Origin of the sequence: Cellulomonas chitinilytica (assembly GCF_016862675.1) — a bacterium.
GTDB lineage: Bacteria > Actinomycetota > Actinomycetes > Actinomycetales > Cellulomonadaceae > Cellulomonas > Cellulomonas chitinilytica.
Genome location: NZ_BONK01000006.1, coordinates 228,431 through 242,394, shown reverse-complemented (window position 1 = coordinate 242,394; position 13,964 = coordinate 228,431). Strand labels below are relative to the sequence as shown.

Annotated in this window: 13 protein-coding genes; 7 read left to right on the top strand and 6 right to left on the bottom strand. The window is 73.2% G+C overall.

All coding sequences use genetic code 11. The annotated features are described in order from the left end of the window. Positions 1-65 precede the first annotated feature (65 nt). From Cch01nite_RS10765 to Cch01nite_RS10755, 3 genes are all read right to left on the bottom strand, one after another. Positions 66-851, bottom strand: coding sequence for a hypothetical protein (locus Cch01nite_RS10765; protein WP_203753118.1), 786 nt, complete (start codon positions 849-851; stop codon positions 66-68). A gap of 171 nt (positions 852-1,022) precedes the next feature. Beyond that, entirely contained in the window at positions 1,023-1,550 is a 528-nt protein-coding gene (locus tag Cch01nite_RS10760) for an AAA family ATPase (RefSeq protein ID WP_203753115.1), read from the bottom strand. Positions 1,551-1,746: 196 nt separating this feature from the next. Further along, the gene (locus Cch01nite_RS10755; RefSeq protein ID WP_203753112.1) at positions 1,747-4,332 is read right to left on the bottom strand and encodes an ATP-dependent Clp protease ATP-binding subunit; all 2,586 of its coding nucleotides are present in this window, start codon (positions 4,330-4,332) and stop codon (positions 1,747-1,749) included. 200 nt (positions 4,333-4,532) lie between these two features. Between Cch01nite_RS10755 and Cch01nite_RS10750 the strand changes: the two genes are divergently transcribed. Further along, positions 4,533-5,225, top strand: coding sequence for a SanA/YdcF family protein (locus Cch01nite_RS10750; protein ID WP_203753109.1), 693 nt, complete (start codon positions 4,533-4,535; stop codon positions 5,223-5,225). A gap of 21 nt (positions 5,226-5,246) precedes the next feature. Continuing rightward, on the top strand, positions 5,247-6,095 hold the full coding sequence (locus Cch01nite_RS10745) for an HAD family hydrolase (protein WP_203753091.1): 849 nt from the start codon (positions 5,247-5,249) through the stop codon (positions 6,093-6,095). Positions 6,096-6,102: 7 nt separating this feature from the next. Here Cch01nite_RS10745 and Cch01nite_RS10740 read toward each other — a convergent pair whose 3' ends face one another. Continuing rightward, positions 6,103-6,537 carry a hypothetical protein gene (locus Cch01nite_RS10740; RefSeq protein ID WP_203753088.1) on the bottom strand — a complete coding sequence of 145 codons (435 nt, stop codon included), beginning with the start codon at positions 6,535-6,537 and terminating at the stop codon, positions 6,103-6,105. Positions 6,538-6,596: 59 nt separating this feature from the next. Here Cch01nite_RS10740 and Cch01nite_RS10735 point away from each other — a divergent pair, with 59 nt between their 5' ends. The 5 genes from Cch01nite_RS10735 to Cch01nite_RS10715 all read left to right on the top strand — a co-directional run bounded on the left by Cch01nite_RS10735 (position 6,597) and on the right by Cch01nite_RS10715 (position 12,025). Next, positions 6,597-7,004 (top strand): RidA family protein, encoded by a 408-nt coding sequence (locus tag Cch01nite_RS10735; protein WP_203753085.1) that lies wholly within the window; start codon positions 6,597-6,599, stop codon positions 7,002-7,004. 98 nt (positions 7,005-7,102) lie between these two features. Further along, positions 7,103-8,197: an aminotransferase class V-fold PLP-dependent enzyme gene (locus Cch01nite_RS10730; protein WP_203753082.1), complete on the top strand. Its 1,095-nt coding sequence runs from the start codon at positions 7,103-7,105 to the stop codon at positions 8,195-8,197. Further along, positions 8,194-8,802, top strand: a complete 609-nt coding sequence (locus Cch01nite_RS10725; protein WP_203753067.1) for an alpha/beta hydrolase family protein — start codon at positions 8,194-8,196, stop codon at positions 8,800-8,802. The genes Cch01nite_RS10730 and Cch01nite_RS10725 overlap by 4 nt, the downstream gene beginning before the upstream one ends. Positions 8,803-8,970: 168 nt before the next feature. Then, positions 8,971-11,085, top strand: coding sequence for an MMPL family transporter (locus Cch01nite_RS10720; protein WP_203753064.1), 2,115 nt, complete (start codon positions 8,971-8,973; stop codon positions 11,083-11,085). A 79-nt stretch (positions 11,086-11,164) separates the two neighbouring features. Continuing rightward, positions 11,165-12,025: an aldo/keto reductase gene (locus tag Cch01nite_RS10715; protein WP_203753061.1), complete on the top strand. Its 861-nt coding sequence runs from the start codon at positions 11,165-11,167 to the stop codon at positions 12,023-12,025. Between the two features lie 7 nt (positions 12,026-12,032). Here Cch01nite_RS10715 and Cch01nite_RS10710 read toward each other — a convergent pair whose 3' ends face one another. Together Cch01nite_RS10710 and Cch01nite_RS10705 are read right to left on the bottom strand one after the other, a co-directional pair. Continuing rightward, complete coding sequence (locus tag Cch01nite_RS10710) at positions 12,033-12,827, bottom strand: PIG-L deacetylase family protein (RefSeq protein WP_203753058.1); 795 nt, start codon at positions 12,825-12,827, stop codon at positions 12,033-12,035. Next, entirely contained in the window at positions 12,820-13,389 is a 570-nt protein-coding gene (locus tag Cch01nite_RS10705) for an O-acetyl-ADP-ribose deacetylase (RefSeq protein ID WP_203753055.1), read from the bottom strand. Before Cch01nite_RS10705 ends, Cch01nite_RS10710 begins: the two co-directional genes overlap by 8 nt. Positions 13,390-13,964 lie beyond the last annotated feature (575 nt).

Genomic DNA, 13,964 nt, shown 5'->3' with positions numbered 1-13,964 from the left:
TGCGTCTGCCGTCTGGCTGTGGATGAGCTGCTGACGGCACGAACGCGACCGGATCGCCGCAGCGGCTAGCTCGACGGGCGGTCGGCCACCCCGGCCCACGCAGGCGCACGTTCGGTGACCGAGTCGACGACCCCGACGATCCGCCGCATGGTGTCGGCGTCGCGGAACCGGAACCACGGCGAGTCCATGGTCAGCACCACCGACCCGTCGAGCACCTCGCCCTCGAACGCGAACAGGTGCGCGCGGCTGTCCGTGATGCGCCGCACCTCGTCGCGTGGGATCGGCCGGTCCGAGATGGGCAGGCCCAGTTCGACGACGACGTAGCCGAACCGGTCCGCCTGCACCATGCCGGCCGCGACGGGGCTGACGTGGTTGCCGATGTGCGCGCGGCGCACCGGGTCGTGGAACACGTCGAGCGCGGTGCCGAGCGTGCCGGCCCGCGCGAACCGGGCCGCGGGGTGCGCCGGTCCGGTCCGCATGACGTCGTACGACCAGCCGTTGACCCGCGCGAACGTCGCGAGCCTCGCCCACCGCCGCCACCGCGGGCCGTGGTAGAGGATCACCCGCGCGAGGACCCAGGAGGTCGCCAGCGCCACGATCGCGACAACCGCGACGACCGTCCGCCCGAACGTGTCGTGCAGCGCGTAGATCCCCGACCCGACGGCGGCGACCGCCACGAACCCGCCGAAGCCCCACACGAGGATGAGGCCGGTCATGTGCTCGACGTCGACGTACCCGCGGGGTTGCCGTGCGCGCTGCTCACGCCGCCAGGTCCACAGCTCGCGGCGGGTCGCACGGCGGCGCAGCGGCGAGAGGTCGAGCCCGGCAGGGTCGGGCGGCGGTGTCGTCACGCGCGAGAGTGTGCCAGGAGCGACCACCGCACGGGACCCGCGCGGCCCGGTCGCGTGCATCGTGTCGGTCGTCGCCACGGTGCTGGGCCTGATCGTCGGTGGCCTGGCCGACGTCGGCGCGCGAGGCACGACGACCCTCCGCCGCCGACCGGTGACGTCCGGCCGGACCGCTCAGGGCCCGACCGTCGTGCACCGCTGCGACCAGCCGAGGGCAGCGAGGATCTCCGTGGCGACGGCGGACGGCGGGCGCCGGTCGTTGACGACCACGACGTCCTCGACCGCGGCGACTGCCAGGATCGCCGCGAGCGAGTCGGTACGGGCGAGGTGCCAGTCCCGGTCCGGACCGGCGTCGTGCCGGGCAACGAGTCGGCGGCGTCGGGTCGAGGCAGGCGCGTCGATCCGCACCACGCGGACCGGCCGGCCCACCGCGTCGGCGTAGGCGTCTCGTTGCGCGACCGTCTCGACGACGCGCGGCAGGACCAGGACGTCGACACCGGCCCGCTCCCACCGCGACCGCAGTGCGCGCAGGTGGGCGACGACGAGCCGCTCGTTGAACGGGTCGGCCGGCGGCGCGGGCGCCTGGCGTGCCACGCCGTCCACGTCGAGCTCCGCCGCGACGTGCCCCTGGGCGACCAGCTCTCGACGCAGCGCGCCCGCGACCGTGGTCTTCCCCGCCCCGACGGTCCCTGACAGCACCACGACGTCCACGGTCAGCCATCCTGGCCCCTCTCGCCGCGTGAGGCGTACCCGTCCCGGCGGGCGCGCCCGCCCAGGTCAGCGCGTGGATGGCGATCCGGTCGTCATCGCGGTCAGGGTTCTCCACAGCCTCCCGGGCACGACGAAGCCCCGGCCCCCACAGAGGGGACCGGGGCTGTCGTCGTGCGGGTCTGGGAGGTCAGCCGGCGATCGGCTGCGTCCCCGTCCCGCCGTCGCCCCGACCGGAGACGGTCGGCGCGGCCGGCACGTCGGTCCCGGAGTGGGCCGTCCCGACCGAGGCGCCCACCGTGACGGGCTCCGCCGGGCGCTCGCCCTTCGGCACGCCGCGGAAGATGAACTCCCCGAGCAGGCCTTCGCCCTCGGCGTCCACGATCACGAGCTGGCCGGACTTGAGCTCCCCGAACAGGATCTTCTCGGACAGGGCGTCCTCGATGTCCCGCTGGATCGCGCGGCGCAGCGGCCGGGCGCCCAGGACCGGGTCGTAGCCCTTCTCCGAGAGGAGCTTCTTCGCGGCGGGCGTGACCTCGATGGCCATGTCCTTGTCCTTCAGCCGCTTGTCGAGCTTGGCGATCATCAGGTCGACGATCGCGAAGATCTCCGGCTGGGACAGCTGCGGGAACACGACCACGTCGTCGACGCGGTTGAGGAACTCGGGACGGAAGTGCGTCTTGAGCTCGTCGTTGACCTTGGCCTTCATCCGCTCGTAGGACGTCGACAGGTCGCCACCGGCCTGGAAGCCGGTCTGCAGGCCCTTGGCGATGTCCCGCGTGCCGAGGTTGGTGGTCATGATGATCACGGTGTTCTTGAAGTCGACCACCCGGCCCTGCGAGTCGGTCAGGCGACCGTCCTCGAGGATCTGCAGCAGCGAGTTGAAGATGTCCGCGTGGGCCTTCTCGACCTCGTCGAACAGGACCACCGAGAACGGCTTGCGGCGCACCTTCTCGGTGAGCTGGCCGCCCTCGTCGTACCCGACGTAGCCGGGAGGCGAGCCGAACAGCCGCGAGACGGTGTGCTTCTCCGAGAACTCGGACATGTCGAGCTGGATCAGCGCGTCCTCGTCACCGAACAGGAACTCCGCGAGCGCCTTGGCGAGCTCCGTCTTCCCGACGCCCGTGGGGCCGGCGAAGATGAACGACCCACCGGGACGCTTCGGGTCCTTGAGCCCGGCGCGCGTGCGGCGGATGGCCTGCGAGAGCGCCTTGATGGCGGCGTCCTGGCCGACGACCCGCTTGTGCAGGTTCTCCTCCATGTGGAGCAGGCGGCTGGACTCCTCCTCGGTGAGCTTGAACACCGGGATGCCCGTGGCGTTCGCCAGCACCTCGGCGATGAGCTCCTCGTCCACCTCGGCGACGGCGTCGAGGTCGCCGTTCTTCCAGGACTTCTCCTTCTCGAGGCGGCGCAGTCCGAGCTGCTTCTCGGTGTCGCGCAGGCGCGCGGCCTTCTCGAAGTCCTGCTCGTCGATCGCCGACTCCTTGTCGCGGCGCGTCTCGGCGATCTGCTCGTCGAGCTCGCGCAGCTCCGGCGGAGCCGTCATGCGGCGGATGCGCAGCCGGGCGCCGGCCTCGTCGACCAGGTCGATCGCCTTGTCCGGCAGGTACCGGTCGTTGACGTACCGGTCGGCGAGCGTCGCGGCGGCCACCAGGGCGGCGTCCGTGATGGACACCCGGTGGTGCGCCTCGTAGCGGTCGCGCAGGCCCTTGAGGATCTCGATCGCGTGCTGCAGGTTCGGCTCGGCGACCTGGATCGGCTGGAAGCGGCGCTCCAGGGCCGGGTCCTTCTCGACGTACTTGCGGTACTCGTCGAGCGTGGTCGCACCGATGGTCTGCAGCTCGCCGCGGGCCAGCATCGGCTTGAGGATGCTCGCCGCGTCGATCGCGCCCTCGGCGGCACCCGCACCGACGAGCGTGTGGATCTCGTCGATGAACAGGATGATGTCGCCGCGCGTGCGGATCTCCTTGAGGACCTTCTTCAGGCGCTCCTCGAAGTCACCGCGGTAGCGGGAGCCGGCCACCAGGGCGCCCAGGTCCAGCGTGTAGAGCTGCTTGTCCTTGAGCGTCTCCGGGACGTCCCCGCGCACGATGTCCTGCGCGAGGCCCTCGACGACGGCCGTCTTGCCGACGCCGGGCTCCCCGATGAGGACCGGGTTGTTCTTGGTGCGGCGGGACAGCACCTGCATGACCCGCTCGATCTCCTTCTCGCGCCCGATGACCGGGTCGAGCTTGCCGTCGCGCGCCGCCTGCGTGAGGTTGCGGCCGAACTGGTCGAGGACGGCCGAGCCCGAGGGCTGACCCTCCTGCGGGCCGCCGGCGGCGACGGGCTCCTTGCCCTGGTAGCCGGACACGAGCTGGATGACCTGCTGGCGCACGCGGTTGAGGTCGGCGCCGAGCTTGTTCAGCACCTGGGCCGCGACGCCCTCACCCTCGCGGATGAGGCCGAGCAGGATGTGCTCGGTGCCGATGTAGTTGTGGCCGAGCTGCAGCGCCTCGCGCAGCGACAGCTCCAGGACCTTCTTGGCGCGCGGCGTGAACGGGATGTGCCCCGACGGCGCCTGCTGGCCCTCGCCGATGATCTCCTGCACCTGGGCGCGGACGGCCTCGAGGGAGATGCCGAGCGACTCGAGAGCCTTGGCCGCGACACCCTCACCCTCGTGGATCAGTCCCAGGAGGATGTGCTCGGTGCCGATGTAGTTGTGGTTGAGCATCCGTGCCTCTTCTTGGGCAAGGACGACCACGCGACGGGCTCGGTCCGTGAATCTCTCGAACATGTGCACTCCTCACGAGCGACGTGCTCACCGCGTACCCGGGGCGGCGGCCGGTGGGCGACGACGAGCGGCGTTGTTCGATGCTAACGGCGGGGTGGTGCTGCCACTGCCCGTGTTCGCCGCAGGCGTGACGAAGGTCCTGACGGGCGCGGCGGCCCAGGCTCGCGGCCCGCACGCGTCGCCGCGGCCGTACGCTCGCCGTCGTGACCACCGCCCCGCCGCCCCGCCGGTCGCGTCGCCGCCTCGTCGCGGTGGTGGCCGCGGCCCTCGTCCTCGTGGTCGCCGCGCCGGTGCTCTGGGTGCAGGCCGTGGGTCAGTCCCGCGTCCGCGACGCGGGCGACGTGCCGGACCGGCCCGTCGCGCTCGTCCTCGGCGCCGGCCTGCGGCCCGACGGCAGCCCGTCCACCTACCTGCGTCGACGGCTCGAGGCCGCGCGCCGGCTGTACGCGGACGGCACGGTGCGGGTGGTCCTGGTGAGCGGCGACAGCACCACGCGGTGGCACGACGAGCCGACGGCCATGCGCGGCTGGCTCGTGGACCACGGCGTGCCCGACGCGGCGGTGGTCTCGGACTTCGCGGGGGTCGACACGCACGACACGTGCGTGCGGGCGCACGACGTGTTCGGCGTGACCGGTGCGGTCGTCGTCACGCAGGACTACCACCTGCGGCGGGCGCTGTTCTCCTGCGGGGCCGCGGGGATCGACGTCGTCGGCGTGGGCGTCTCGTCGCGCAGCGTGGAGCCCGCGAAGGCGGCGATGTACCGCGTGCGGGAGCTGCCCGCGTCGGGCCGGGCCGCGTTCGACGCGCTCACGCACCGCGCACCGCGCTTCGGCGGACCGCCCGAGACCGGCGTAAGCGACGCCCTCGCGCTCGCGGGGTCCGAGAGCGCCGGCTGAGCCGTTTGCGAGGATCGTCGGGTGACCACTGCGCCCGGCCCCCGCCCCGTCCTCGACCCGCCCGACGTCGGGGAGGTCCCCGACGTCCGCCTGATCGCCCTCGACCAGGACGGTTCCCTGCTCGACGACCACAAGCGGATCGACCCGAGCTTCTGGCCGCTGCTCGAGGAGCTGGACCGCCGCGGGATCCTCGTCGCCCCCGCGAGCGGCCGCCAGTACGCGACGCTGCGCCGCGAGTTCGCGCGGGACGACCTCGTCTACATCGCGGAGAACGGCGCGTACGTGGTGCGGCACGACGAGGAGATCTCCTCCGACCCGCTCACGCCGGCGACCGCCCACGCCCTCGTCGGGACGGTGCGCTCGTCGGCCGGCGACGTGGGCACGGTCCTGTGCGGCAAGCGGTCCGCGTACGTCGAGCGCACCGACGACCGGTTCCTCGCGCAGGTCCGCCCCTACTACGCCCTCCTGGAGCTCGTCGACGACCTGACCGCGGTCGAGGACGACGTGCTGAAGGTCGCGGTGTACGACTTCGGCCCCGCCGAGCAGGGCGCCGGGCCGCTGCTCGCGCCGTTCGACGCGCACGACCGGGTGATCGTGTCCGGCGAGCACTGGGTCGACGTGATGGGCCGGACCGTCGACAAGGGCACCGCCCTGCAGGCCGTCCAGGCCCGGCTCGGCATCACCCCCGAGCAGACCATGGCCTTCGGCGACTACTTCAACGACCTCGGCATGCTCGCCGCCTCGCACTGGTCGTTCGCGATGGACAACGCGCACCCCGAGGTGCGGGCCGCCGCCCGGTTCGTCGCGCCGTCGAACAACGCCAACGGCGTGGTCCGCACCATCCGCGCGGTGCTGGGGATCGAGGCCTGACCGGCCGTCAGGCGGGGACGCCCGCGTTGCTGACGGCGACGACGCCGGCCACGAGGAGCAGCAGCAGGGACGCGACGCACAGCACGATCCCGACGATGACGAGCCACCAGCCCGCACCGGTCCGCCCGGTGGGGCGGGTCATGACGTCCGACGGGTCGTCACGGTTCACGTACACCCAGCCCGCGAACGTCGGGGTCGCGCCGAGCCCCTGGCGGATCACGGCGTACGTGTCCGCACGCAGCGGCCTCCCGTCGGGGCCGGGGTACTCGACGGAGAGCATCAGCCCGCCGGGCACGGGCCAGCGGGACAGCAGACGGGCCGGCACCGCCACCCGGGGCACGTTCCGCGCGGCCGCGATCCTCCGGCTGCCGAGCACGATGAGGACGGGCCCGACGGCGAGGGTCAGGACGGCGAGGAGCACCAGGAGGGCGGCGACGGACACCGCGCGACCCTAACCGCAGCGGCGGGTCCGTGTGGGTGGTTCGCCCTAGCGTGACCCGTATGGACACCTCCGTCTCGTTCCTCCGCCCCGCCGGGCTGGTGCACAGCCCGGTGTTCAGCCACGTCGCCGTCGTGCCGCCGGGGGCGACGACCATCCACGTCGGCGGCCAGAACGCCGTCGACGCCACCGGCGCCCTCGTCGGCGGGGACGACGTCGCGGCCCAGACCCGTCAGGTCATGGCGAACGTCGTCACGGCGCTCGCCGCGGCCGACGCGACGATCCGTGACGTCGTGGCGTGGACGATCCTCATCGTCGACGGCGCCGACCTCGGGGCCGCCTTCGCCGCGGCCGCCCCGACCCTCCAGGTCGACGGCGACCCGGCGCTCGTGACCGGCGCCCGGGTCGCGGGCCTCTCGGTGCCGGGCGCCCTGATCGAGGTCGCCGCCGTCGCAGCCGTCGTCCGCTGACCGCGCCGCCGGGACAGGCCCACCCGCACCGCCCCGGAGAGGCCACTTCCGGTGAGCTGGACGTTGTGCGGGGCCGCACGTCGGGCGACCATCGGCCCATGACCACGACGACGACGGGGACCGGGACGCTCGCCGCGCTGCAGGACCGCTTCGAGCGCGTCCCCGGCTACCTCGACGCGGCGACGTGCGGGCTGCCGTCCCGCCAGACCGCCGACGCGATGCGTGCCGGCATCGACGCGTGGCAGGCGGGCCGCATCGACATGGACGGCTACGACGACGCGGTCACCCGCTCACGCGAGGCGTACGCGCGCCTCGTGGGCGTGGACCCCGCCGCGGTGGCGATCGGCGCGCAGGTGTCGTCGCTCGTCGGCCTGGCCGCGGCCGCGCTGCCCGACGGGTGCGAGGTGCTGACGGTCGACCAGGACTTCGCGTCGGTCGTGTTCCCGTTCCTCGCGCACGCCGACCGGGGCGTCACGGTGCGGCACGTCCCGGTGGAGGCGCTGGCCGACGAGGTGCGCCCGTCGACCGGTGCGGTGGCGTTCTCGCTCGTGCAGTCGCGTGACGGGAAGGTCGCGGACGCCGACGCGGTGTGCCGGGCGGCCGCGGACGTCGGGGCGCTGACCGTGTGCGACCTGACGCAGGCCGTCGGGTGGCTGCCGACGGACGCCGGCCGGTTCGACGTGACCACGGGCTCGTCGTACAAGTGGCTCGCCGGGCCGCGCGGCGCGGCGTTCCTCACGGTCGCGCCCGGCCTCGTCGAGCGGCTGCGCCCGCTGCACGCCGGCTGGTACGCGGGCAAGGAGATCTGGTCGTCGATCTACGGGCCCGAGATGACGCTGGCGTCGGACGCGCGGCGGTTCGACGTCTCCCCGGCCTGGTTGGTGTGGCTGGGGGTGGCGCCCGCGCTGGAGGCGTTCGCCTCGACCGACCGTGAGGCCGTGCACCGGCACGACGTCGGCCTCGCGAACGCGTTCCGCGACGCCGTCGGGCTGGGGCCGTCCGACAGCGCGATCGTGTCGCTCGAGGACGACGAGCGCGGCACGCTGCGGGCAGCGCTCGACGCGGCCGGGTGCCGGGTGGCCGGCCGCGGGGGCCGGGTGCGGCTCGCGTTCCACGTGTGGAACGACGAGGACGACGTGGACCGGGCTGCGGGCGCGGCGGTCGGGCACGCGGCGCGGGTCGCCGCCCGATGAGCTCCCCCGCGTCGACCGGCGGCGCGGCACCCGCGGGTCCACGGGACGTCGCCGGGGTCCTGCTGACCCCGGGAGCGAGCGCCGGCCGCGACCACCGCACGCTCGTCGCCCTGGAGGAGGCGCTCGCCCCGCTCCCGGTCCGCCGCGTCGACTTCCCGAACCGTCGTGCGGGCCGCCGTGGCCCCGACCGCCCGGACGCGGCGATCGCGTGCGTCGTCGAGGAGGCGACCGCGTTCGCGGCCGAGCTCGGGGTCGGCACGGACCGCCTGGTGCTGGGCGGGCGGTCGTTCGGGGGACGGATGTGCTCGATGGCCGTCGCCCAGGGCCTGCCGGCGGCGGGGCTCGTGCTGCTGTCGTACCCGCTGCACCCGCCCGGACGTCCGGACCAGCTGAGGGTCGAGCACCTGCCGCAGGTCACGGTGCCCGCGCTGGCCGTCTCGGGCCTGCGGGACCCGTTCGGCACCCCTGAGGAGCTGGCCCTGCACCTGGGCACGATCGAGGGGCCGCTGAGGCTGGTGACCGTCACGGGCGACCACTCGCCGCGCGACGACGGGCCCGTGACCAGCGAGGTCGTCGCCTGGGTCCGTTCCCTGAGAGTTCCCTGAGGAAAGGCGCGTGACCCGGGTCGCACCCTGAGGGGAAACTCGGGGGTATCCCGGATGGTCCGTGATGCACCTCCCCGAGGAACCTAGGATTCGCCCGGCGCGCGACGTGCATCCCCACCCTCGCCGGCCAACTCCACCGTCGTCGTCGACACCCCCAGAGGATTTGTCATGTCCAAGGTTGCGGGCTGGATCACGCACCGCTACGCGAAGTTCGTCGTCATCGCCTTCTGGCTCGTCGTCGTCGCCCTGCTCGGCCCCCTCGCGGGCAAGCTCACGAGCGCGCAGGACAACGACGCCAAGTCCTGGCTCCCCGGAGATGCCGAGTCCACCGAGGTCATCGACGTGGCGAGCACCTTCGTCTCCGAGAACACGATCCCGGCCGTCATCGTCTACGACCGCCCGGGCGGTCTCACCCAGGACGACCTCTCCGCCATCCAGGCGGACGTCGCCGAGTTCTCCTCGCTCGACACCCTCGACGGCGAGGTGATCGGCCCGGTCCCGTCGGAGGACGGCGAGGCCGTGCAGGTCATCGTGCCGCTCGACCTCGGCAAGGACGGCTGGGACCTCGCCGCCGATGCCGTCGCCGACCTGCGGGCGACCGCCGAGGACGGCGCGAACGGCATGGGCGTGTACGTCACCGGGCCGGCCGGCCAGGCCGCCGACTCGTCCGCGGCCTTCGAGGGCATCGACGGCACCCTGCTGTACGCGGCGGGCGCGGTCGTCATCGTCATCCTGCTGCTGACCTACCGCAGCCCGGTCCTGTGGCTGCTGCCCGTGGTGTCCGCCGTGGTGGCCCTCACCGTGGCGCAGGCCGTGATCTACGTCCTCGCGGACCGCTACGACCTCACGGTCAACGCGCAGAGCGCCGGCATCCTCACGGTCCTCGTGTTCGGCGCCGGGACCGACTACGCGCTCCTGCTCGTCGCGAGATACCGGGAAGAGCTGCGACATCACACGGACCGGCACGAGGCCATGGCCGTCGCCCTGCACCGGGCAGGCCCGGCGATCATCGCGAGCGGCGCGACCGTGACCGTCGGCATGCTCTGCCTGCTGTTCGCGACCATGAACTCCACCGCGGGCCTCGGCCCGGTCGCCGCCGTCGGCATCGTCGTCGCGCTCGCCGTCATGACCACGCTGCTCCCCGCCCTGCTCGTGACGTGCGGCCGCTGGGTGTTCTGGCCGCGCGCCCCGCACGTCGGCGACCGCGAGCCCACCGAGAACGGCTTCTGGGCCCGTGTCGGCGGCCGCATCGAGAAGCGTCCCCGGGGCACCTGGATCGTCACCGCCGGCATCCTGCTCGTCGCGTGCGTCGGTATCGCCCAGCTCAACGCCGTCGGCCTCAGCAACGAGGACTCGTTCACCACCACGCAGCCGTCCATCGAGGGCGAGAAGGTGCTCTCGGCGCACTTCGCCGGCGGCGCCGGGACCCCGGTCGTCGTCATCGCGAACGCCGACGAGGCGGACGCCGTGGCCACGGCGTTCAAGGGCGTCGACGGCATCGAGCCGTCGAGCGTGTCCGAGCCGGTCGTGAAGGGCGACCTCGCCTACATCGAGGGCACCCTGACGTCCGCACCGGACAGCCAGGCGGCCTACGCCACCGTCGACCGCGCCCGCGACGAGCTGCACGCGGTCCCGGACGCCGACGCGAAGGTCGGCGGGGCGACGGCCACGAACCTCGACGTCCAGCGGGCCGCCGCGTACGACAGCAAGATCATCATCCCGATCATCCTGGTCGCGGTGTTCGTCATCCTGATGATCCTGCTGCGGGCGATCGTCGCACCGCTCGTGCTCGTCGGGACCGTGGTGCTCTCGTTCGGCGCCGCGATCGGCGTGAGCGCGCTGATCTTCCGGCACGTGTTCGGGTACGCCGGCGCGGACACGTCGTTCCCGCTGTTCGTGTTCGTCTTCCTGGTGGCGCTGGGGATCGACTACAACATCTTCCTCATGACACGGGTGCGGGAGGAGGCGATCCGGGTGGGTCACCACCGCGGCTCGCTCGTCGGCCTCGCGGCGACCGGTGGTGTCATCACGTCGGCCGGCCTGGTGCTCGCCGGGACGTTCGCGGTGCTCGGCACGCTGCCGCTGGTGTCGTTCGCGGAGATCGGGTTCGCGGTCGCGTTCGGCGTGCTGCTCGACACGATCATCGTGCGGTCCGTCCTGGTCACCGCGCTCAACCTCGACATCGGCAAGACGATGTGGTGGCCGAGCGCCCTGGCCAAGCGGCCCGACCCGTCCCTGGCGCCCGCCGCCAAGGAACCGGAGCAGGAGGTCGTCCCGGCCTGACCGGGACCCCACCGGCCACGAAGGAGGACGGGCGCGCACCGCATGCGGTGCGCGCCCGTCCTCTGTTGTGATGGTCCCTATGCAGACACGCACACTCGGAGACGTCCAGGTCAGCGCGATCGGGCTCGGCGGCATGCCGATGTCCATCGAGGGCCGGCCGGACCGCTCCCGCTCGATCGCGACGATCCACGCGGCCCTCGACGCGGGCGTCACACTCATCGACACCGCCGACTCGTACCACCTGCTCGCCGGCGAGGTCGGCCACAACGAGGAGCTCATCGCGGAGGCCCTGCAGACGTGGGGCGGCGACACCTCCGACGTGCTCGTCGCGACGAAGGGCGGCCACCTGCGCCCGGGCGACGGCTCGTGGACCGTCGACGGCTCCCCGAAGCACCTGCGGGAGGCCGTGGAGGGGTCGCTGAAGCGGCTGGGCGTCGACGCGATCGGTCTGTACCAGTACCACCGGCCCGACAACACCGTCCCCTACGCCGACTCGGTCGGCGTCCTCGTCGAGCTGCTCGACGCGGGCAAGATCCGGATGGCCGGCATCTCCAACGCGAACCCGGACCAGATCCGCGAGGCGCAGGACGTGCTCGGCGGCCGGCTCGTGTCGGTCCAGAACCAGTACTCGCCCGCGTTCCGCTCGTCGCAGCCGGAGCTCGACCTGTGTGCCGAGCTCGGCATCGCGTTCCTGCCGTGGAGCCCGCTCGGCGGCATCGCCCGGGCCGGCGAGCTGGGCGACCGGTTCGGCGCGTTCGCGCGCATCGCGGCGGCCCACCACGTGAGCCCCCAGCAGGTGACCCTCGCGTGGGAGCTCGCGCAGGCGCCCGTCGTCATCCCGATCCCCGGGGCGTCCCGCCCGGAGACGATCCGCGACTCGCTGCGGGCCGCCGAGCTGATCCTCGGCCCCGAGGAGATCGCGGAGCTCGACGCCGCCTGACCCGCTCTCAGCCGGTGGGCTCGTCCGGTGGGGTCATGCCCCGCCGGGCGAGCTCGTCCCGCAGCTCGGGCGGCGGCCCCTGCAGGTCGTGCACCCGGAACAGCACCGCGTGCTCGACGCCCATGGCCCGCCCCTGCATCGCCGCGATGAACGGCAGCATGTCTGCGGGCGCTGGGTGGCCGGGCAGCCCGGCGAGGTACTCGGCGTGGGCCTCGAGCGACGCGATGCCGCGCCGCAGCGGCTCGCCGCCGACGTCCACGCCGTGGGTCGGGCGCGAGTCCCCCGCGACGAGCAGCCGGGTCACCTCCCACGGCTCCAGCCCGTCGTCGAGCAGCTCCCCGAACACCCAGCGGTTGCCCGCGTCCCGGACGGCGTCGACGCTCGCGAGCCCGGCGGCGCGGTGGTCGGCCTGGTTGAGCCCGACGAACCCCTCGACCTCCCACGAGCCCGTCACGACGGTGTCGGGCCGGACCTCGCGGATCCTGCGGGCGATGTCCCGGCGCAGGTCCAGCCCGTAGACGAGCACGCCGTCGGGGTGCTCGGCGAACACGACGTCGGTGACGCCGACCTCCGCCGCGCCGGCGACCTGCTCGCGGGTGCGCACCTGCGCCGTGCGCTCGGGCGGCGAGGAGTCCATCCCGGCCTCGCCGCGGGTCAGCAGGAGGTAGGAGACCTCGACGCCCGCGGCCGTCCAGGCGGCGACGGCCGACGACGTGCCGTACTCGACGTCGTCCGGGTGGGCCACGACGCAGAGCACGCGCCGGACGCCGTCCAGCGAGAGGGCGGGGAGCAGGTCACTCATCGTGCCGGCCCGGGGCGGCGAGGCGCTGCTCGAACGCGTCGAGCGCCGCGGCGGAGAACAGCACGAACCGCACCAGGTCGAGGCCGTGCGGCGACGGGTGCCCGTCCGCGGCACCCGACTCGACGCCCGCCTCCCAGATGCGTGCCACGCCGACGCCGATGCGCGCGACGTCGGCGACGTCCCACCCGTACACCCCGGCACTGATCGCGGGGAACGCGATGCTGCGCGCCCCGAGCTCGACGGCGACCTCGAGCGACCGGGAGAAGCAGGAGCCGAGCACCGTCGGGTCGTCCTGACCGGCGTGCAGGTTGGGCCCGACGGTGTGCACGACCCACCGGGCGGGCAGCCCGAACCCCGGGGTCGCGACCGCGTCGCCCGGCGGCAGCCCGTCGGGGTAGGTCGTGCGGCGCAGCTCCCGGCACGCGGCCAGCAGCTCCGGACCGGCCGCCGCATGGATCGCGCCGTCGACCCCGCCGCCGCCGAGCAGCGAGGAGTTGGCGGCGTTCACGATCACGTCGACGTCCTGCGTGGTGATGTCACCTTGCACGGCTTCGATGCGCACCTGGCCATCATGGCGGGCGCCGCGCGGCCCCGACACCGGGACGGCGGACGCCGGGCACGAGGAAGGCCCCTCGGACGCTTACTCCGAGGGGCCTGTCGCTGCGTCCCAGGATACCTGGCGCCTGCACCCACCTGGGTGAACGACGCGCCAACCATCCACAAATGTTGTCCACACCCCTGTGTTTCCCGCGTCTTCATGCAGGTCAGCCTGTGGACGAAGGTGTGGGGACAGCGGTGGACAAACATTCCTCTCCGAAGCCCTTGCAGCCCCCGCGAGGGCAGGACTAGAAATCACACATCGACCTCGACGGTTCGAGAACCGCAGGCCAAGGAACCCCTCCGGGGGTGCCGGACGCAGGCGGAGACAGGCGGTCGAGGCCAGGCCGACCGGAGAACGGGCAACCACATCGGAGGGGCAACCCACCGACCTGCGGATGACGACGCAGGGGTCGCTACGGACCGGGAGGTCGATCGCAGTCCCCCCGCCCACGGCGGAGAGCAGGCAGTGGGACCCCTCCGGGGGAAGCGCAGCCGGCGAACCACCGGGTGTCGGGTCGGAGCCGCACCGTCAACGGC

Excerpts from the sequence above, each read along its gene's own strand:
- Cch01nite_RS10755 (WP_203753112.1), bottom strand. The coding sequence starts at position 4,332 with ATGTTCGAGAGATTCACGGACCGAGCCCGTCGCGTGGTCGTCCTTGCC.
- Cch01nite_RS10715 (WP_203753061.1), top strand. The coding sequence starts at position 11,165 with ATGCAGACACGCACACTCGGAGACGTCCAGGTCAGCGCGATCGGGCTC.
- Cch01nite_RS10730 (WP_203753082.1), top strand. The coding sequence starts at position 7,103 with ATGACCACGACGACGACGGGGACCGGGACGCTCGCCGCGCTGCAGGAC.
- Cch01nite_RS10735 (WP_203753085.1), top strand. The coding sequence starts at position 6,597 with ATGGACACCTCCGTCTCGTTCCTCCGCCCCGCCGGGCTGGTGCACAGC.
- Cch01nite_RS10720 (WP_203753064.1), top strand. The coding sequence starts at position 8,971 with ATGTCCAAGGTTGCGGGCTGGATCACGCACCGCTACGCGAAGTTCGTC.
- Cch01nite_RS10710 (WP_203753058.1), bottom strand. The coding sequence starts at position 12,827 with ATGAGTGACCTGCTCCCCGCCCTCTCGCTGGACGGCGTCCGGCGCGTG.
- Cch01nite_RS10725 (WP_203753067.1), top strand. The coding sequence starts at position 8,194 with ATGAGCTCCCCCGCGTCGACCGGCGGCGCGGCACCCGCGGGTCCACGG.